The sequence below is a fragment of the Frondihabitans sp. 4ASC-45 genome (genome assembly GCF_049472575.1).
Taxonomy (GTDB): domain Bacteria; phylum Actinomycetota; class Actinomycetes; order Actinomycetales; family Microbacteriaceae; genus Frondihabitans.
On record NZ_JBCEBN010000009.1, the window covers coordinates 37,002 to 55,607 of the forward strand.

Below are 18,606 nucleotides of genomic sequence, written 5' to 3' on the forward strand. Positions count from 1 at the left end.
CCTCCCTCTTTCTTCTCGAAAGGCATCCGCCATGCTCCGCTCGCTCTACTCCGGCATCGCCGGCCTCCGCGCACACCAGACCATGCTCGACGTCACCGGCAACAACATCGCCAACGTCAACACGGTCGGCTTCAAGGCGTCGTCGACGGTGTTCCAAGACACCCTGTCGCAGATCACCCACGGCGCCGGCGGCGCCCAGGAGGGCCTCGGCGGCACGAACCCGGCGCAGGTCGGCCTCGGCGTTCAGGTCGCCGGCATCACCACCAACTTCTCGCAGGGTTCTGCCCAGGCCACCGGCAAGGCGACCGACCTGATGATCTCGGGCGACGGATTCTTCGTCACCCGCAACGGCAACGAGAGCGTCTACACCCGGGCCGGCTCGTTCGACTTCGACAGCCAGGGCCGCCTCACCACCACCGACGGCAAGATCGTGCAGGGTTACCCGGCGACCGACGGCGTCGTCAACACCAACGGCGGTCTCGCCGACATCATGCTCCCGGTCGGCGCGACGTCGGCCGCGCAGGAGACGACCACCGCGAAGGTCGCCGGCAACCTCCCGGGCGACGCGGCCAACGGCACCGTCATCACCCGCGACGTCGACATCTACGACAAGAAGGGCACGAAGCACACGCTGACGCTCGACTACACGAAGACGACGGCCGGGTGGAGCGTTGCCGGAACCGACGGCCAGGGCAACACCGGCACCACGAACCTCGCCTTCGTCAACGGCAAGCAGACCACCTCCGGCTCGCTGACGGTCGGCGACATCACCGCCGACATGTCGAGCCTCACCGGCTTCGCCACCCTCTCGACTGCCGCGATCTCCGACGTCGATGGTCGCCAGGCCGGAACGCTGAACGGCTACACCATCTCGGCCGACGGAACGCTCATCGGATCCTTCTCGAATGGCACCACCTCGAAGCTCGGCCAGCTCGCCCTCGCCACCTTCACCAACCCCGCCGGCCTCGAGAAGGTCGGCAACTCTGGCTACGTCGTGTCGTCGAACTCGGGAGCACGCACCCTCGGCGCCCCCGGGCAGCCCGGTCGCGGTGCGCTCGCCGGCGGCACCCTCGAGATGTCGAACGTCGACCTGTCGCAGGAGTTCACGAACCTGATCGTCGCCCAGCGCGGCTTCCAGGCGAACGCCCGCATCATCACCACCTCCGACGAGGTGCTCCAGGAGCTCACGAACCTGAAGCGCTAGCCGCTTCCGCTCGGGTGGATCCTGCGGGCACCGAGTGTTCAAGGATTGCGGGTGTTTCGGCTCGGTCACCCGCAAATGGCGGATACCCGCAGCACGCGTTTCGGACTTCGAACCTCAGGATCCGACTTGGCAGGGCACGTCTGGAAAGTCAGGTTGGTCGTGTGCCCGCGGACTGGGCCCGGCGTCGACGTCGCACGTTGGCTCCGGTCCAGAGACCACCGGCGACGAAACCGGCGGCCCAGAGGCCGCGTGCAGTCACTTCGAGCCAGCCCGGAACATCGGCGAGGTAGACCGCAGACCACGCGCCGAGCCACACGATTGTCATTGGGAACGGAACAAGCGGGTGCTTGAAAAAACGTGCCATCAGACGCACTTGGCACCACATTTTGTTTCGAACACCCATACCTTGAGGGCGCGGTTGTTCGAGCAGACGCCGTATTTGGTCAACGAAGTCGCCGCGACGAGCCCGACCGCCGAGGCCACGACGCATCCAGCAGGCCCCGTTGCGAAGCAGATACCAGTGACGACGGCAGCTACTCCACCGCCGATAATCAGGCTCTGGTCCCAGTTATTGAACTTGACCCAGAGTCCGTACTTGTCCGAACCGGCCCAGATGCGGGACTCCGCTTCCGTCGGCTCGGCAATTTTGACGTCTGATCCTCCGCCTAGCTGCAAGGTGCTTACCAAGCGACCGTCGCTATCGCGACGTTGCTCGGTGATGATGCCGGATGCCTTCAACTGCTCGACACCTTCACGCATCTGACTGCGGCTCAGCTGCACCTCCTGCATGGTTGAGGTGGTCCGGGCAGAACGAGCGGGGGCACTTGCCTGGGCCATGGAAGGGAGGCTGACGCTGGCTGCAACACTCAGCGTGACTACACAGACGCTCAAGGCTCTTCTACGGACAATCATGTTTTTCTCCTTTGAAATACTGACATTTCGAGGGTCGCATTAAGAGTGTGACCGTCGCAAGCCTCAGCTGAGCCCTCTGGGTTTGGATGCGGATCAGTACGAAGGAAAAGCGGCCTCCGCGCGACGGGAACATCTGTATCCGGGTGCCCCGGTTCAGATTTTTCCTTAATTTCGCCGAAACGATCTGCAAAACCCGCACGACCACCTAACGCACCCCCGCCCCCGGCCGATAGTGGGTAGTGAGCAGCACAGGACGTGCGCTCCCCGGAGCACGGATGCGCCGGGAGACACAGACCTAGGACGGGCCGATGATCGTCGTCACACGACTCAATGACAGTCAGTTCGCGATCAATCCCGACTTGATCGAGCGAATCCACGAAACCCCCGACACCACCCTCGTGATGGTGGACGGCGCGAAGTTCATCGTGACCGAGACGATGGCCGAGGTCATCGACCTGGTCGCCCGGTACCGCTCGCGCATCGTCGCCCTCGCCTACGACGACCAGCCCGTCGCGCAACCTGTCGCCCGCCAAGCCGCGCAGCCTGTCGCCCGCCCGGTCGCACAGGCCGCAGCCGCCAGGAGCTCCGCCACCCGCCCCGCCCTCGGCCTCGTGACCGCCGGCGCGTTCGAGCAGAACGGCGGTCGCTGACATGGATCCCGCACTCCTCATCGGCGCGGTTCTCGCGTTCGGCGCCCTCGTCGGCATGATGACGATCGAGCACGTCTCGATCATGTCGATCTTCTTGCCGGGGCCGCTGCTGCTGGTCTTCGGCACGACGCTCGGCGTCGGCATCGCCTCGGGCGCCCTCAAAGACGCCATCAACTCGTTCAAGATCATCCTCCCGTCGATCCTCGCCAAGAAGGCGAACCCGGCGAAGTCGATCGACGAGCTCGTCGCCATCTCGGAGAAGGCCAGGGCAAACGGCCTCCTCGCTCTCGAGCAGGAGGCGGAGGGCGTCGATGATCCCTTCCTCAAGGGCGCGCTGCAGAGCGTGGCCGACGGCACCGACGCCGACGAGCTGCGCGAGCTGCTCGAAGACGAGATCCAGGGCCGCACGGCTCAGGCCCGCCAGGGTGCGAAGTTCTTCATGAGCATGGGCGGTTACGCCCCCACCGTCGGAATCATCGGCACGGTCGTCTCGCTGACCCACGTGCTCGAGAACCTCTCCTCGCCCGATGAACTCGGCCCGCTGATCGCCTCGGCGTTCATCGCGACCCTGTGGGGCCTCATCAGCGCCAACCTGATGTGGCTGCCCCTGGCCGGCCGCGTCAAGCGCATGATGGAGCTCGAGGTCACCCGCATGACCCTGCTCATGGAGGGCGTCCTCGCCATCCAGGAGGGCACGCAGCCCCGCCTCCTCGGTGCCCGTCTCCGCGCGATGGTGCCGAAGGTCGACCTGCCCGCCGAGGGCAAGACCGTCAAGTCGACGAAGGTCGGCGACAAGGAAGACATCGCGGCATGAGTGCCCGCCGCAAGAAGGCTCACGCTGAGGAGCACGGCGACGATCATCCCGACGAGCGCTGGATGGCCTCGTACATGGACATGATCACCGTGCTCATGTGCCTGTTCATCGTGCTGTTCGCGATGTCGAGCGTCGATGCCAACAAGTTCGCCGCCCTCAAGGAGTCGCTCGCCACCGGCTTCGGCCAGACCAAGTCCGAGACGGTCGACACCGCCTCCGGCACGATCGTCAAGGCCGCCGACGCCACCAAGGAGGGCGAGGGCTACTCCGCCTCCAAGACCGACGCCAAGACGGCGACGGCGGCGAGCGGCACCGACTCCACGAACAGCGATGCCGCAGGATCCGGCCAGGCCGCCGCGAAGGCCGCCGCCGCCATCCCTCAGACCAAGGCTCAGCAGAAGGCCAACACGAAAGCCGCCACCGCCGAGGTCGACGACCTGACCGTGATCAAGAAGGCGATCGCCGCGAAGCTCGCGCAGAAGGGCCTGTCGAAAGACGTCGAGTTCGCGATCACCTCGCGAGGCCTCACCGTCCGGCTCGTCGGCTCGGAGACGTTCTTCGGCTCGAACTCGGCCGACCTCTCGGGCACCGCCAAGCGGGTGATGGACGCGATCGCACCGGTCTTGAAGACCGCGAGCCACAGTGTCTCGGTCGAGGGCCACGCCGACTCGCGAGCGTCGACGGCGCCGTATGCCACCAACTGGGAGCTCTCGGCGTCACGGGCCACCGCGGTGCTGCGCGACCTCGTCGAGCGCGGGGGGATGCCGGGCGAGAGGATCCAGTCGGTCGGCTTCGGATCCACGAGGCCCCTCGCGAAGGGTGACTCGGACGCCGACCTGGCGAAGAACCGGCGCGTCGACATCGTGGTCCTGTCGAACCAGAAAGACGAGGTCAACGCGCTGATCCCGAAGATCGCAGCGGCCGAGGCGGCGGCCACGGGAACCGCGCCCACGGCGTCGAAGACGACGGAGTCGACCACCGAGCAGAAGGCGACGTCCACCGAGGCCGAGGGCGGTCATTAGCTCACTCGGCGAGATAATTCACAATCGTGGCTAACGCCCGGCGCGGTCCGGCCGATAAGGGTTTACGTGACCCTCCTCGATCAGACCGCCCCGAGCGTGCTCAAGCCTGCGCCCACGCGCACCGGCTCCGCCCGTTCGATCGAGGTGTACGACTTCCGTCGACCGACGACGCTGGCCCGTGAGCACTCGCGCGTGCTCGAGCTCGGCTTCGAGACGTTCGCCCGCCAGTGGGGCACGCAGCTCACCGCCAAGGTGCGCGTGCTCTCGCAGGTCACCTGCGACCAGGTCGAGATGACGACCTACGACGACTTCGCCGCGTCGCTCCCGGCGACCACGGCGATGGTGCTCTGCCCCCTCGAGGGCGTCAGCGCGAAAGCCGTCATCCAGTTCTCATCGGCGGCCGCCCTCGGCTGGGTCACTCACATGCTGGGCGGCAACACGCACGCCTCGACCGTGCTGCCCGAGCGCAAGTTCACGCCTATCGAGCAGGCCCTCGTGCGCCGCCTGATGGACGACGCGCTCGAAGACCTCCGCTACTCGCTCGGATCCCTCCTCGTCACCCCGATCTCGGTGGGCGGGTTCCAGTACAACTCGCAGTTCGCCCAGGCCGCCGCGAAGAGCGACCTCATGATCGTCGCCTCGTTCGAGATCCGCGTCGGCGAGCTCGCCACCCCGGCCACCCTCGCACTGCCCGCCGAGATCCTCCTCCCGCAGCTCGGCGAGACGAACCCGACCTCGACGGCGCAGAACTCCAGCGAGCTCATCGACGCCCAGCTGGCTTCCGTGCCGGTCGACGTCGCCCTCCAGTTCCTCCCGGCGCAGATGCGCCCGACCGCCGTCCTCGACCTCGCGGTCGGCGACCTCATCTCCCTGCCGCACCCCGCGCACCGCCCGCTCGACATGACCGTCGGCGGCATCTCCGTCGGTCGCGCGGCCGTCGGCGCCAACGGCTCGCGCCTCGCCGGCATCATCGTCACCACCGAAGAGAGACTCGCATGACCCCGACCGTCACCGCCCTGCACGCCAGCGCGGCGAAGGCCCTCGCCGGCCTCCTGCCCTCGAGCGTTCCGCTCACGACGCAGATCGTCCAGTCCGCCCCCTACGGTGCCCTCGCCGAGGCCGTCACCGCGACGTTCGTCGGCGACGTGTCGGCCGACTTCGCCCTCGTCCACACCGACGCCTCGGGCATCGCCCCGGCAGGCCTGAACGCCAGCGACCTGCTCCGTCCCGCCCTCGAGGGAGCCGCGAACGCCCTCGGCGCCGGCGTGCTCGGCGACGTCCGCCAGGAAGACGCGCAGGCGCTCGCCGCCGACCCCGACAGCATCCTCTTCGAGCTCACCGACGCCGGTCGCCCGGCCGGCTGGTTCGTCGTCCGCATCCGCGAGTTCGGCGCCGTCAACCCGGGGCAAGGATCCACAGCGGTCCCGTTCCAGGGATCGGTCGCCGACAAGCTCGGCCGCATCAACAACGTCGAGATGGCGTTGACCGTCGAGATCGGTCGCACCCGCATGTCGGTCCGCGACGTGCTCGGCCTCGAGCCCGGTGCCGTCATCGAGCTCGACCGCTCCGCGGGCGCCCCGGCCGACGTGCTCCTCAACGGCCGCCTCATCGCCCACGGCGAGGTCGTCGTCGTCGACCAGGACTACGCCGTCCGCATCACCCAGATCCTCGACCTCGCGGACGGGCAGAACTGACCCGTGGACACCCTCTTCCTGGCCCTTCGGGTCGTCATCTCCCTCGCCGCGGTGCTGGGCCTCCTCTGGGCTATCCAGAAGAAGGTCGCCACCAAGACGGGTCGTGGCGCGAAGCAGGCCAAGCACGTCACCGTGGTCGCCCGTCAGGGCATCTCGGGCAAGGCGTCCGTCGCGGTCGTCGACGTCGAGGGTGTCCGCTACGTCCTGGGCGTGACCGAGCAGTCGGTCAGCGTCATCGGGTCGACCGTCGCGCCGGTCGACGCGACGGTCACGGCGATCTCGGCGGCTCCGGCCGCGGGGAGTGCATTCGCTGCGGTGCTCGAGCAGACGCCGGCGCCGATCGCGGTGCAGCCGGATCCTGAGCCCGTCGTATTGAGTCCGCGGCGGGCCGCCCGCGCCGCCGCCGCAACGCCGGTCGCCGCCTCGCCGATCGCCGGTTCGATTCTCTCCGCCAGCACCTGGAAGCAGGCGGCGGCAGCCATGCGAACGCAGAAGAGGGCATGACGCCCCCGCCCCTCCGCCGCTCCTCGTGGGCCGCGGCTCCGTTCGGCGCGCCCGCCGTCGTCCTTTTCGGCACTCCTCGCCGCCGCCCGGCCAGCCTGGCCGAGGCCCTCCGCCTCGGCTTCGAGCACTCGCTCGCCGGCCGCCTCGTCGGTGCCGCCAAGCCCGCCGCGCTCACGAGCCGTGTCGTCACCGCCCGCGACCGCCGCGAGCGCCTCGCTCGCGTGCTGCGCATCGTCGCCATCGTCATCGCCGTCCTCGCCCTCGTCGTCGGCATCCTGCTGATCACCGCGAACGCCGGCCATGCCGCGCCGGTCGAGCCGACCGCGCCCGTCACCCCGACCACGCCGACCGCTCCTGCGACGACCGGCACCGGCGGCATGTCGGTCAACATCAACGGCCCCGACGGCACGCCCTCCTCCGCCGTCGTCACGCTTCTCGGCCTGACGCTGCTCAGCGTCGCCCCCGCGCTGCTGCTGATGATGACGAGTTTCACCAAGATCTTCGTCGTGCTCGCCATGACGCGGAACGCCCTCAGCCTCCAGTCGATCCCGCCGAACCAGGTCATCGCGGGCCTCGCGCTCTTTCTCAGCCTGTTCATCATGGGGCCGGTGCTGATCCACATCAACGACCTCGCGCTGCAGCCCTACCTGAGCGGCAAGATCGACTTCCAGAAGGCGATCGAGCTCGCCGAGGGGCCGCTCCGCACCTTCATGACGGCGCACACCCGCGAAGAAGACATCGCCCTGATGACCCGGGCCGCCAAGAAGGCCAACCCGGAGAACATCCAGTCGGTGCCGATGCTCACCCTCATCCCGTCGTTCATGATCTCGGAGCTCCGCGCCGCTTTCATCATCGGCTTCGTGATCTTCCTGCCGTTCCTCGTGATCGACCTCGTCGTCTCGGCCGCCCTGATGTCGATGGGCATGATGATGCTCCCGCCGGTGATGATCTCGCTGCCCTTCAAGATCCTCCTGTTCGTGCTCGTCGACGGCTGGGGCCTCATCATCAAGAGCCTGATCGAGAGCTACAACTGATGAACACCACCGGAGTCCTCGACATCGGCGTGCAGGCCCTGCTCGTCGCCGGCAAGCTCGCCGCGCCCGTGCTCATCACGGCGCTCGTGGTCGGGTTCGCGATCTCGCTGCTGCAGTCGATCACCCAGATCCAGGAGCCGACTCTCGCGTTCGTGCCGAAGGCCATCGCCGTCGCCATCGCCCTCGTCGTCTGCGGCAACTGGATGATCTCGACCATGGTGAGCTTCACCACGGCGCTGTTCGACCGGATCCCCGGTCTGCTCGGCGGTGGCTGATGGGCTTCGACTTCTCGATGGGCGCGGTCGAGGCGATCATGCTCGCCGGCGTGCGCATGGTGGCGTTCCTCGTCATCGCCCCGCCGTTCTCCTACAAGGCCATTCCGGCGCGCGTGAAGGCGATGCTGTCGGTCGGTCTCGCCATCGCGGTCTCCCCGGCGGTAGTCCCCGGCTACCAGCTGCAGACGACGGGATCCTTCTTCGTCTCACTGGTGCTCGAGGTCGTCGCCGGGGCCGTCCTCGGCTTCCTGGTGTGGCTCGTCTTCGCGGCCGTCCAGGCGGCCGGCAGTGCGGTCGACCTCTTCGGCGGGTTCCAGCTCGCCATGGGCTACGACCCCGGCTCGCAGGTCAACGGCGCCCAGTTCACCCGCCTCTTCCAGATGACCGCCCTCGTGCTCATGTTCACCTCGGGCGGCTACCAGCTGATCATCGGCGGCCTCACCCGCACCTTCGACGCCATCCCCGTCGGCGTCGGCCTCGATCTCGCCCACCCCGTGCAGCTGCTGGTGTCGACCACCACGCAGATGTTCCTCTCCACCCTGCAGATCGCCGGGCCGCTCATCGTGGTGCTCTTCCTCGCCGATGCCGGCCTCGGCCTGCTCACTCGCGTGGCCCCGGCCCTGAATGCGTTCCAGCTCGGCTACCCGCTCAAGATCATGATCACGCTCGGCCTCGCCGGCATGGTCTTCGTCGCTCTTCCGCAGATCGTCAACAGCCTCTCGAAGCAGGCCGTCGACGCGATGATGGGGGCGGTGAGCTGATGGCCGACGACAGCGGCGAAAAGACAGAGGACGCCACCGAGAAGCGGATGAAGGAGGTCCACGACAAGGGCCAACTCTCCAAATCGACCGACCTGAGCGCGTGGGTCGGCGTCGGCGCGGCCGTCATCGCCATCCCCGGCGCGATCGACCGCTCGACCGTCGCGGGCCTCCACCAGCTCATGACCCTGCAGGACGTCATCGACGACCCGACGCCCGCGCGCGCCAGCATCGCCATGATGGACGCCTTCTCGTCGATCGGCGGGATCGTCGCCCCGATGCTCGCCATCGTCGGCATCGCGGTGCTCGTCACCGCCGTCGTCCAGGGCGGCATCCACTTCAAGAAGTCGATCATGAAGTTCGAGCACTTCAACCTGCTCGCCGGCATCAAGAACATGTTCGGCCTGCAGGCGCTCTGGCAGGGAGCCAAGGTGCTCCTCAAGACCGGCGTCGTCGCGCTCGTGCTCTGGATGGTCATCCAGAACCTCATGCCCGTGCTCATGACGGCCAACCTTCCGCTGGCGTCGCTGATGTCGGCCGCCGGCGGGGGAGTGTCGTCGCTCGTCGTCGCCGCGGTCGTCGCCGGTCTCGCACTCGGCGGCCTCGACATGATCGTGGTCATGCGTCGCAACCGGAAGAAGACGCGCATGACCAAGAAAGAGATCAAAGACGAGAGCAAGTCGCAGGACGGCGACCCGCTGATCAAGCAGCAGCGTCGCTCGCGGGCCCTCGCAATGAGCCGCAACCGGATGATGTCGACCATCGCCGACGCCGACGTCGTCATGATCAACCCGACCCACGTCGCCGTCGCCCTGAAGTACGAGCCGGGCCGATCCGCTCCTCGCGTCGTGGCAAAGGGCTCCGGCGAGGTCGCCCGCCGCATCCGCGAGAAGGCCGAGGCCGAGGGCGTGCCCATGGTCAAAGACATCCCGCTCGCCCGGGCCCTCCACGCCGCCTGCGAGCTGAACGACGAGATCCCGGTCGACCTCTACTCACCCGTCGCCCGCGTCCTCACTTTCGTCATGGCCCTCAAGGCACGAGGATCCCGCGCAGCGCACGGCGTCCACACCATGCCGGGCGGCACCATCGCCGCCGCACCCGAACCTCCCGCAGCAGCACCCACCACCCTCGTTGGAGCCACCCCGTGAAGAATTTGCCGAAACTCGCAGTCCCGGTCGGCGTCGTCGGCATCGTGATGCTGCTCGTCGTCCCGGTGCCGAGCATCCTGCTCGACGTGCTGATCATCGTGAACATCCTGCTCGCGCTGGTGATCCTGCTCACGACGATGTTCGTGAAGAAGCCGATGGACTTCTCGGTGTTCCCGTCGCTGCTGCTCATCGCGACGCTCTTCCGTCTCGGCCTCAACGTCGCGTCGACCCGCCTCGTGCTCAGCCAGGGCTTCGCCGGCGACGTCATCCAGGCGTTCGGCCACGTCGCCGTCGCCGGCAGCGTCATCATCGGCGCGGTCATCTTCCTTATCCTCGTGGTCATCCAGTTCGTCGTCGTCACGAAGGGCGCCGAGCGCGTCGCCGAGGTCGGCGCGCGCTTCACCCTCGACGCGATGCCCGGCAAGCAGATGGCGATCGACGCCGACCTCAACGCCGGCCTCATCACCGACGAGATCGCCAAGCAGCGCCGGGCCGAGGTCGCCGGCGAGGCCGACTTCTACGGCGCGATGGACGGCGCCTCGAAGTTCGTGAAGGGCGACGCGATCGCCGGGATCCTGATCATCATCATCAACCTCATCGGCGGCATCGCGATGGGCGTCACCACGGGCGGTCTCGCCATCGGCGACGCCGTGCAGAAGTACGGCATCCTCACCATCGGCGACGGTCTCGTCACCCAGATCCCCGCGCTGCTCATGGCCGTCTCGACCGGCATGATCGTCACCCGCTCGAACGCCGAGTCGGACCTCGGCTCGACGGCGTCGACTCAGCTCACCCAGTCGCGCGTCGCGATCACCATCGCCGGCGTCGCAGCCCTCGCCATGGCGTTCATCCCCGGCATGCCGAAGATCCCCTTCATCATCGTCGGAGTCATGCTGCTCGTCATCGGTCAGCGCATCAAGGCCCGCACCGCCGCCGAGCAGGCCAGCGCCGAGCTCGCCGCGCAGACCGCGGCGATCGCGCCCGCCGAGACGACCGACGACCTGCTCGAGCAGATGCGCGTGCACGCCCTCGAGATCCAGCTCGCCCCCGACCTCGTCGACATGGTCTCGGGCGCCTCCGACGACCTCCTCGGCCGCGTCAAGGCGCTGCGCCGCAAGATCGCGATGGAGCTCGGAGTCGTCGTGCCGCCGGTGCGCACCCGCGACAGCGTCGAGCTGCCGCCGTCGACCTACGCCATCCGGATCGCCGGTGTCGAGGCGGGCCGCGGCATCGCTCCCGCCGGCAAAGTGCTCGCTCTCGGCGACTACCTCGACGCGCTCCCCGGCGTCTCGACCGTCGAGCCGGTCTTCGGCCTCGCCGGCAAGTGGATCCCCGCCGAGATGCGCCACTCCGCCGAGATGACCGGCGCGACCGTGATCGACCGCGTCTCGGTGCTGGTCACCCACCTGTCGTCGATGATCTCCGACAACGCCGCCCGCCTGCTCAGCCGCGAAGACGTGCGCGTGCTGGTCGAGGGCGTGAAGACGGTCAACGCGCCGGCCGTCGACGAGCTCATCCCGTCGATGCTGAGCATGGCCGAACTGCAGCGCGTGCTCCAGGGCCTCCTGCAGGAGCAGATCCCCATCAACGACCTCGGCCGCATCTGCGAGGCGCTGACCCTCCGCGCCAAGGTGTCGAGCGACCCCGAGGGTCTGATCGAGGCGGCTCGTGCGGCGCTCGGCCCGGCGCTCGCCGCCCAGTACCTCGACGGCGCCATCCTCCGCGTCATCATGATCGACCCCGTGCTCGAGCAGTCGCTGCTCGAGGGGCTGCGTCCGTCCGAGAACGGCACCCAGATCCTCCTCGACGCGAACCGCATCGAGATGATCCTCGGCTCGCTCAAGGCGCAGGTGCAGAACGTCGAGGCCTCGGGGCTCTCGGCCGTGCTGGTCTGCGCGCCGGCCCTCCGCCCCGCGATCCGCCGTCTCGTCTCGGCCCAGACCGGCGGTCTGCCGGTCCTGTCGTACCAGGAGGCCACGGCCGGCCACGTCACGATCGAGACCGTCGGCGTCGTGCGCGGCGCCGACTCGCTCGCGGCCTGACCGGTGGGCTTCCGGGGTCGCGGAGGTCGTGAGAGGCTGACTCCATGACCGGCCAGCGCATCGTCCTGAAGGGCAAGACCCTCGACGAGATCGCCGCTCGCGTCCGCAGCGAGCACGGCCCGAGGGCCCGGATCGTCGCGGCCGAACGGGTCACCTCGGGCGGTCTCGGCATCGCCGGGCTGTTCTCGAAGCGCTACGTCGAGGCGACGGTCGAACTTCCCGAGCGCGGCCGCCGGGCGGCACCGGCGAAGGATCCAGCCCGACCCCTCACCGGTCCCGACGCCGAACGCGCTTTCACGCCGACCCCGGCCCAGCGCGTCGGGCTCGCCGCTCTGCTGGCCGACGCCGAAGAGGCCGAGGAGGGTTTCGCGCAGGAGTCCACGTCGGGCTCCTCGGCGGGCACGGGTGCGCCCGCCGCTGCCGGGTCGCCCGCGTTCGCCGCTCCGGAGCCCGAGCCCGCGGTCTCGACCCGGTCGGGAGCGTTCGCCGACCTCATGGACGATCTCGCCTTCAACGGCGTCGCCCCCGCGATCACTGAGCCGAGCGCTTCCGCCGGGCCGGCCCCGGCGGATCCTCTGTTCGCCGTTCCGATCAGGCCCGCGCCGACCGGCCGCGGCCGTCGTGCCGCCGCTGCTGCCGCGGGCCCGCTCGCCCCGTCGCTGCTCGAGGGCCCGGGCGACCTCGTGGTCGTCGTCGGCGAGCGCCCCGACACCTCCGCCACCGTGCAGGCGATGGCCGAGGGGTCGAGCCGCACCCGGGCGGCGGTGCGAGTGGCCGGCACCTGCGCCGACGGCCGATTCGTCGCCGTCTCGGATCGTCGGGGTGCTCTCGACGCGCGCGCCTCCGGGGTCGAGCTCGACCGGGCCACCCTCGTCGCCGTGGGGTGGGATTCCCGCGCCGCCGACATCGTCCGCGATCTGGCGCCCGATCAGATCTGGGTCGTCGTCGACGCCGCCCGCAAACACGCCGACACCGAGCGGTTCGTCGCCGCGGTCACGGCCGTGATCGATGCCGACGGTCTCGCCGTGACGGGGATCGCCGAGACGTCGAGCCCCGACACGGTGCGCGCGCTCGGCCTGCCGGTCGGGTGGGCCGACGCGTAGCCGCTGTGCTGCCGCGCGGCGTCGTACGGACTACCGCTCGTGCCGCGGCCCGTCGCTCAGTCCGCACGGCGTCTTGCGGCAGCGCCCCGCGCCGGTAGTCTTGCGGGATGCTGGTGCTTACGCGCAAGGTCGGGGAGAGGATCCTCATCGGTGACGACATCGTCCTCACCATCCTCGATTCCCGAGGCGACGGCATCCGCGTCGGCATCGACGCCCCTCGCGGCATCAAGGTGCAGCGCGAAGAGGTCGTCCGGGCGGTGACCGAGGCCAACGCCGAGGCGGCCGCCGCTTCCGACGACGCCGAGGCGCGCCTGCTCGACCTGCTGGGCGACAAGCCGGCCCCCGACGCTCCGCCCGCGCCCGACTCGAAGTAGCCCCGCCTCTCCTTCAAATTTGAAGGAAAAACCTCGCTCGGCCGACGAACTCTCGCGGATCCGAGCCTGCAGGCGCGCGTTTTTCCTTCGAATTTGCATCGGCCCCCGCCGCTAGCGCCCTCCGAACACCGACCGCGACGGCTCCGGCGACGGCACGGCGGTCGCATCCGTCACGACCGGCGCCCCCGCGATGAAGTCGCGCAGCTCGCGCCCGGCCACGACCTTCGCCGGCAGCGGATCCGCCGAATACACCCGCGGCATCTCGCCCAGCGGCAGTTCGGCGTGTGACCCGATGAGTACGACGTTGCCGAACCGGCGCCCCTTGAGCGTGCCCGGATCGGCGACGGCCGCGACGTGCTCGAACACCGTCGCGAGCGTCGACGCCTGGCCGCGAGCGAACGCGAGGCCGGCTCCGTCGGCCGAATTGACCACGAGGATCCCACGCGGAGACAGAAAAGCCGCAGCCGCCGTGTAGAACTCGAGCGAGGTGACGTGGGCGGGGATCCTCGATCCGCCGAAGACGTCGACGACGAGCAGGTCGACGGTGCCGCGCAGGCCGGCCGGGAGCTTCTCCATCACGGCACGGGCGTCGCCGTACCGGACCCGGATCGAGGCTCCGCGCGGAAAGGGCAGCTCGGCGCGCACCAGCTCGATGAGATCCTGCTCGAGCTCGATCACCTGCTGGCGGGAGCCCGGCCGCATCGCCTCGACGTAGCGCGGCAGCGTGAGAGCGCCGCCGCCGAGATGGAGGGCGGTGATCGGGCCGTCCGGCAGCGTATCGATGGCGTGACCGATGCGGCGGACGTATTCGAAGACGAGGTGGGTGGGATCCTCGAGGTCGACGTGCGACTGCGGCGTTCCGTCGACTATCAGCGTGAACGAGCCGGGGCTGTACTTGTCGGGGTCGATCCTCGCCTGGCCCGCACCGATCGTGATCTCGGAGGGCGCGTCGGAGTCGGGCGAGGAGGGGGAGGCCATGTGCCTAGCCTGCCACGCGGTGCGAATCTCCACCCTGGTCACCGGTGTCTCCACCCTGGGGTGGTGGGGTCGACGGCCCGACGCGGCGAGGCTGGAATCACCTCCCCACCGGCCCCGTCAGAAAGGCTCCCCATGTCGCTTCACCTGCTCACCAACGTCCTCCTCGGAATCGCGCTCGTCGTCTATGTCGGCTCGAAGCAGCTCCGCTGGCGCCGGGTCGACCGGACGAGCGTCTGGCGTCTGCCGGCGATCCTCGGGATCCTCGGCCTCGTCAATCTGTCGTCGGCGGCCACGACGCTGGCGGCCGGTCCGGTCGACGTGGCGCTCATCGCAGTCGAGCTCGTCCTCGCGGTCGCGGTCGGCCTCGTCATGGGGCGCATCACGACGTTCCGCGCTGCGGCACCCGACGCGAAGGGCACCACGATCGAGGCCAAGACCGGCGGTGCGGGAATGGCCCTGTGGATCGGACTCATCGCCTTCCGCATCGGTCTCGACGTCGTCGGCGGGCTGCTGGGCGCGCACCTGCTCACCGCCACCGGCGTGATCCTTCTCACGGTCGCGGCCAACCGCGCCGCCGCCGCCTTCGTGGTCGACGCCCGCCTGCCGCGCGCCGTCGCCAGCAGGGCATGATGGCAGCGTGACGACTGCCCCGCCGATCCACCCCGATGCCCGGGGATTCAGCCCCGCGCTCAACTGCGTCGGGGCTGTGGTCGTCGGCTTCTGGGTCGTGACGCTCGACGCGTCCGCTTCGCCCGTGGTGCTCGGGGTCAGCCTCCTCGCTGTCGTGGCCTGGCTGGTTCGGGCGATCACCCGGTCCGAGGTCGTCGCCGACGTCGCATCGTTGGTCATGGTCGCCGGGGGCTCGGCGATGGTCCAGCCGACGGATGCGCTCCTCATCACGCCGGCGATCGTCGCGATCGCCGGCGTCACGGCGACGACGAGGCACCGGTTCGTCACCGGTCCGCTGCTCGGGGCGGCGGGCTTCACGATCGCCGTCGTGGCGGGGCTCACCGCCGAACGACCGCTCGCCTTCTTCCTCGGCATCCTGGCCGGGTACGCCCTCGGTGTCGTCGTGGGCGTGAGTCGTCGCCAGAACGCTCTCGCGGTCGATCGGGACCGCGCCTTGGCCGAGCGCGAGCTCGAACTCGAACGCCAGCGGAACCGGTCGGCATTCCTCACCGATCGGGCCACCATCGCCCGTGACATCCACGATCTCTTGGCGCACAGCCTCGGTGGCCTCGTCATCCAGCTCGACGCCGTCGAGGCGCTCCTCGAGAACGGCCGCACCGACGAGGCCGCAACCCGGGTCGCGGCCGCCCGCACTCTCGCGGCGGAGGGGCTCGGAGAGGCGCGTCGCGCCGTCGCCACCCTGCGCGACCCCAGCGCAGACGGGGGCGCCACGGACGCGGGTGCCGCGGCTGCCGCCGCCGATCCGAAGGCGATCGAACGACTTCTCGAAACCCACGTCGAACTCGGCGGCCACATCATCGTTGCGGGGGAAGGCCACCTCGACCTCCTCGACGAGACCCACCGGAGGGCGCTGGCCGGGGTGCTGCGGGAGGCCCTCAGCAATGCACGTCGGCATGCGCCGGGTCGTGCCGTGCAGGTGACGTTCTCGGTCGAGGCAGGCGATGGGATCCTGCGCGCGGTCATCGAGAACACGGTGGACGAGAGCCACGGAGCCTCCGCGAGCCCGGGGGGCGGTGCCGGACTCCCTGGCATGCGCTCCCGCCTTGCCGAGCTGGGCGACGGCTCTCACCTCGAGGCAGGCCGACAGGGCGACTCGTTTCTGGTCGTGGCCGAACTGCCCGCGGGGGTCGGTCGGTGAGCGCCGCCATCCGGATCCTCGTCGCCGACGACCAGGCAATCGTCCGCGACGGCCTCGTCACACTGCTGTCGCTCGTCGAGGGCTTCGAGATCGTGGGGGAGGCCGCCGACGGGTCTGCGGCGGTCGGCCTCGCCGACACGGTGCGCCCCGACGTCGTGCTGATGGACCTCCGCATGCCCGGACTCTCGGGTGCCGAGGCCACCGCGCTCATCGTCCGCTCCCACCCCGAGATCGCCGTGCTCGTGCTCACGACCTTCGCCGACGACGAGTCGATCGTCGGAGCCCTCCGCGCCGGTGCCCGCGGCTACCTCACGAAAGACGCGGGTCGAGTCGAGCTCAGCAGTGCGATTCGCGCGGTCGCGGCCGGGCAGGCGACGTTCGACGCGTCGGTCGGGGCTCTTCTGGTCGACAAGCTGACTCGAGGATCCGACGTGCCCACCCGGGTCACCGACTCGGCGCCCGCAGCGACCCCGCGTGCTTCTCCCGACGCGCTCCGCACCCGGCACCCTGCTCTCACCGCCCGCGAGGCAGAGGTCTTCGCGCTGATCGCCGAGGGAGCGTCGAATCCGGAGATTGCGGCACGCCTGTTCGTGAGCGTCGCCACCGTGAAGGCCCACGTCAACACGATCTTCGCCAAGCTCGGCGTCTCGACCAGGGCACAGGCGATCGCGCTCGCTCTCGCCTGAGGGTCGATCGTGCTCGTGCTCGTGCTCGCTCTCGCTCTCGCTCTCGCCTGAGCATCGATCGCCGAGACGACACGCCCCACGTACCCCCAATAGACGTGCGTTTTGCGCCTCGGGCTCCTCACCAGTCCTCTCGCCGATTAGTGTTCGAACCGTCCGGTAATCTGACCGGCCAGTCAGCTCGACCCGCTCCCCGCCACCGATTCCCGTGAGAACCGCATGACCGTCCCCGTGTCCGCGCCTGTGACTGCGCCGCAGATAGCGCCTCCGACCGCGCTCGCGCTCGGCGAGCCGACGCTCGAGCGCCCGTCCGCGCGCCGGGGGCCCAAGCCTGTTACGGGCCTGCTGATCGAGCGCATCCTGAGTCGCAGCCTCGCGATCTTCTGTCTCGTGTTCGGCGGGCAGGCGATCCCCTTCGTGCTTCAGCAGCGAGACGAGCTCGAACCGGTGTGGACGATCGTGCTCGTCGTCGCGCTGTACGGTTCGTTCGCCGTGATGGCCGTGATCGGCCTTCTGGGCCGCAGCATCGTCCTCGCCTCGACCTTCGTGTCGATCGCCTACCTCGCCGCTCTCATCACCTGGCCGTTCGCGACTCTCGACCACAGCGTGGTGCAGAGTTCCGTGCCCTGGCTCTGGTACGTCTGCAACCTGGTCATGGCCGCCGCCGTGTCGGCATTCGTGACGTGGATCGCCGCGGTCTACGTGGTCGTGGTGCCGGCCATCTTCTTCGTCGTGCGGCAGACGCCGTCGGGGGGTAACGGCGCCGCCGACCACGCCCTCCTCGAGAGCTTCTACGCGTTCCTGCTCGGTGCGGCCATCCTGATCCTCGTCACCCTGCTCCGGCGTGCAGCGGCTGCCGTCGATTCCGCCCAGTCTGCGGCCGTTCTCCGATACGGCGATGCCGTCCGGCAGCACGCGACCGAGGTGGAGCGCGTCGAGGTCGACGCGATCGTGCACGACGGGGTGCTCACGACGCTGCTGTCCGCGGCCAAGGCCGACACGACGGCCGCACGCGGGCTCGCTGCCTCGATGGCGCGAGCGAGCATGGCCCGGCTGACGTCGCTCACTGCCGAGACGCCCACCGGGGATCGGCCCGTCCTCCTCGCCGAGGTGCGCAATCGCCTCGCCGCCACACTGATGACGCTCGACCCGACGGCGGAGCTCACGCCCGTCGACGAGATCCCGGCTGTGCTGCTGCCGGCCGATGTCGTCGAGACCCTCGCCGATGCGGCGAGCCAGGCCCTCGTCAACAGTTGTCAGCACGCAGGCCCCGGGGCGTCCCGGCTCGTCGACATCCGGGTGATGAACGGTGCGGCGCAGATCACGGTCATCGATGACGGAGTGGGATTCGACACCTCGATCCCGTCGGAGCGGCTCGGCGTACGGGTCTCCATCCTGGAGCGCGCGCGCAACGTCGGGGCCGAGGCCTCGATCCGCAGCGCTCCCGGCTCGGGCACCCGCGTGACGCTCCGCTTTCCGTTGCCGGCGAGCGCCCTCGCGTCCTGACCCCGCCCCGCCTGCCCGCCCCGCTCGCCCCGTCCCGTCCCGAATTTGAAGGAAAAACGCGCGGTCGGCAACGAAAA

The 18,606-nt window shown here is 69.3% G+C and carries 21 protein-coding genes; 18 read left to right on the forward strand and 3 right to left on the reverse strand.

Annotation, left to right across the window (positions count from 1 at the left end; all coding sequences use genetic code 11):
• The first annotated feature begins 31 nt into the window (after window positions 1-31).
• Complete coding sequence (locus VH571_RS13690; protein ID WP_055964861.1) at window positions 32-1,204, forward strand: flagellar hook protein FlgE; 1,173 nt, start codon at window positions 32-34, stop codon at window positions 1,202-1,204.
• Window positions 1,205-1,352: 148 nt separating this feature from the next.
• On the opposite strand, the gene VH571_RS13695 is transcribed toward VH571_RS13690, so the two are convergent.
• Together VH571_RS13695 and VH571_RS13700 are read right to left on the reverse strand one after the other, a co-directional pair.
• Complete coding sequence (locus VH571_RS13695; protein WP_194600780.1) at window positions 1,353-1,529, reverse strand: hypothetical protein; 177 nt, start codon at window positions 1,527-1,529, stop codon at window positions 1,353-1,355.
• 38 nt (window positions 1,530-1,567) lie between these two features.
• Window positions 1,568-2,116, reverse strand: a complete 549-nt coding sequence (locus VH571_RS13700; RefSeq protein WP_423265040.1) for a hypothetical protein — start codon at window positions 2,114-2,116, stop codon at window positions 1,568-1,570.
• Between the two features lie 308 nt (window positions 2,117-2,424).
• On the opposite strand from VH571_RS13700, the gene VH571_RS13705 reads away from it, so the two are divergent.
• From VH571_RS13705 to csrA, 13 genes are all read left to right on the forward strand, one after another.
• Window positions 2,425-2,766, forward strand: coding sequence for a flagellar FlbD family protein (locus tag VH571_RS13705; RefSeq protein ID WP_084816335.1), 342 nt, complete (start codon window positions 2,425-2,427; stop codon window positions 2,764-2,766).
• A 1-nt stretch (window position 2,767) separates the two neighbouring features.
• The gene (locus tag VH571_RS13710; RefSeq protein ID WP_423265041.1) at window positions 2,768-3,580 is read left to right on the forward strand and encodes a motility protein A; all 813 of its coding nucleotides are present in this window, start codon (window positions 2,768-2,770) and stop codon (window positions 3,578-3,580) included.
• Window positions 3,577-4,602, forward strand: a complete 1,026-nt coding sequence (locus tag VH571_RS13715; protein WP_423265042.1) for an OmpA/MotB family protein — start codon at window positions 3,577-3,579, stop codon at window positions 4,600-4,602. Before VH571_RS13710 ends, VH571_RS13715 begins: the two co-directional genes overlap by 4 nt.
• Before the next feature lie 66 nt (window positions 4,603-4,668).
• Window positions 4,669-5,601 carry a flagellar motor switch protein FliM gene (locus tag VH571_RS13720; RefSeq protein ID WP_233572919.1) on the forward strand — a complete coding sequence of 311 codons (933 nt, stop codon included), beginning with the start codon at window positions 4,669-4,671 and terminating at the stop codon, window positions 5,599-5,601.
• Window positions 5,598-6,296, forward strand: a complete 699-nt coding sequence (gene fliN, locus VH571_RS13725; RefSeq protein ID WP_123939645.1) for a flagellar motor switch protein FliN — start codon at window positions 5,598-5,600, stop codon at window positions 6,294-6,296. The genes VH571_RS13720 and fliN overlap by 4 nt, the downstream gene beginning before the upstream one ends.
• Before the next feature lie 3 nt (window positions 6,297-6,299).
• Window positions 6,300-6,800 (forward strand): FliO/MopB family protein, encoded by a 501-nt coding sequence (locus tag VH571_RS13730; RefSeq protein WP_055964869.1) that lies wholly within the window; start codon window positions 6,300-6,302, stop codon window positions 6,798-6,800.
• Window positions 6,797-7,834 carry a flagellar type III secretion system pore protein FliP gene (gene fliP / locus VH571_RS13735; RefSeq protein ID WP_423265043.1) on the forward strand — a complete coding sequence of 346 codons (1,038 nt, stop codon included), beginning with the start codon at window positions 6,797-6,799 and terminating at the stop codon, window positions 7,832-7,834. The genes VH571_RS13730 and fliP overlap by 4 nt, the downstream gene beginning before the upstream one ends.
• Entirely contained in the window at window positions 7,834-8,109 is a 276-nt protein-coding gene (gene fliQ / locus VH571_RS13740; RefSeq protein WP_055964871.1) for a flagellar biosynthesis protein FliQ, read from the forward strand. Before fliP ends, fliQ begins: the two co-directional genes overlap by 1 nt.
• On the forward strand, window positions 8,109-8,870 hold the full coding sequence (locus tag VH571_RS13745; protein WP_194600764.1) for a flagellar biosynthetic protein FliR: 762 nt from the start codon (window positions 8,109-8,111) through the stop codon (window positions 8,868-8,870). Before fliQ ends, VH571_RS13745 begins: the two co-directional genes overlap by 1 nt.
• On the forward strand, window positions 8,870-10,015 hold the full coding sequence (locus VH571_RS13750; protein ID WP_423265044.1) for an EscU/YscU/HrcU family type III secretion system export apparatus switch protein: 1,146 nt from the start codon (window positions 8,870-8,872) through the stop codon (window positions 10,013-10,015). The genes VH571_RS13745 and VH571_RS13750 overlap by 1 nt, the downstream gene beginning before the upstream one ends.
• Window positions 10,016-10,062: 47 nt before the next feature.
• Window positions 10,063-12,057 carry a flagellar biosynthesis protein FlhA gene (locus tag VH571_RS13755; RefSeq protein ID WP_233573023.1) on the forward strand — a complete coding sequence of 665 codons (1,995 nt, stop codon included), beginning with the start codon at window positions 10,063-10,065 and terminating at the stop codon, window positions 12,055-12,057.
• 44 nt (window positions 12,058-12,101) lie between these two features.
• The gene (locus VH571_RS13760) at window positions 12,102-13,160 is read left to right on the forward strand and encodes a hypothetical protein (RefSeq protein ID WP_423265045.1); all 1,059 of its coding nucleotides are present in this window, start codon (window positions 12,102-12,104) and stop codon (window positions 13,158-13,160) included.
• Between the two features lie 107 nt (window positions 13,161-13,267).
• Entirely contained in the window at window positions 13,268-13,534 is a 267-nt protein-coding gene (csrA, locus tag VH571_RS13765; protein WP_055964882.1) for a carbon storage regulator CsrA, read from the forward strand.
• A gap of 111 nt (window positions 13,535-13,645) precedes the next feature.
• Here csrA and VH571_RS13770 read toward each other — a convergent pair whose 3' ends face one another.
• Complete coding sequence (locus VH571_RS13770; RefSeq protein WP_423265046.1) at window positions 13,646-14,512, reverse strand: spermidine synthase; 867 nt, start codon at window positions 14,510-14,512, stop codon at window positions 13,646-13,648.
• 132 nt (window positions 14,513-14,644) lie between these two features.
• Here VH571_RS13770 and VH571_RS13775 point away from each other — a divergent pair, with 132 nt between their 5' ends.
• The 4 genes from VH571_RS13775 to VH571_RS13790 all read left to right on the forward strand — a co-directional run bounded on the left by VH571_RS13775 (window position 14,645) and on the right by VH571_RS13790 (window position 18,529).
• Complete coding sequence (locus tag VH571_RS13775) at window positions 14,645-15,142, forward strand: hypothetical protein (RefSeq protein ID WP_123939636.1); 498 nt, start codon at window positions 14,645-14,647, stop codon at window positions 15,140-15,142.
• A gap of 7 nt (window positions 15,143-15,149) precedes the next feature.
• On the forward strand, window positions 15,150-16,340 hold the full coding sequence (locus VH571_RS13780; RefSeq protein ID WP_423265047.1) for a sensor histidine kinase: 1,191 nt from the start codon (window positions 15,150-15,152) through the stop codon (window positions 16,338-16,340).
• Entirely contained in the window at window positions 16,337-17,026 is a 690-nt protein-coding gene (locus VH571_RS13785; protein WP_423265048.1) for a response regulator, read from the forward strand. Before VH571_RS13780 ends, VH571_RS13785 begins: the two co-directional genes overlap by 4 nt.
• A gap of 216 nt (window positions 17,027-17,242) precedes the next feature.
• Entirely contained in the window at window positions 17,243-18,529 is a 1,287-nt protein-coding gene (locus VH571_RS13790; protein ID WP_423265049.1) for a sensor histidine kinase, read from the forward strand.
• The last annotated feature ends 77 nt before the right edge of the window (window positions 18,530-18,606 follow it).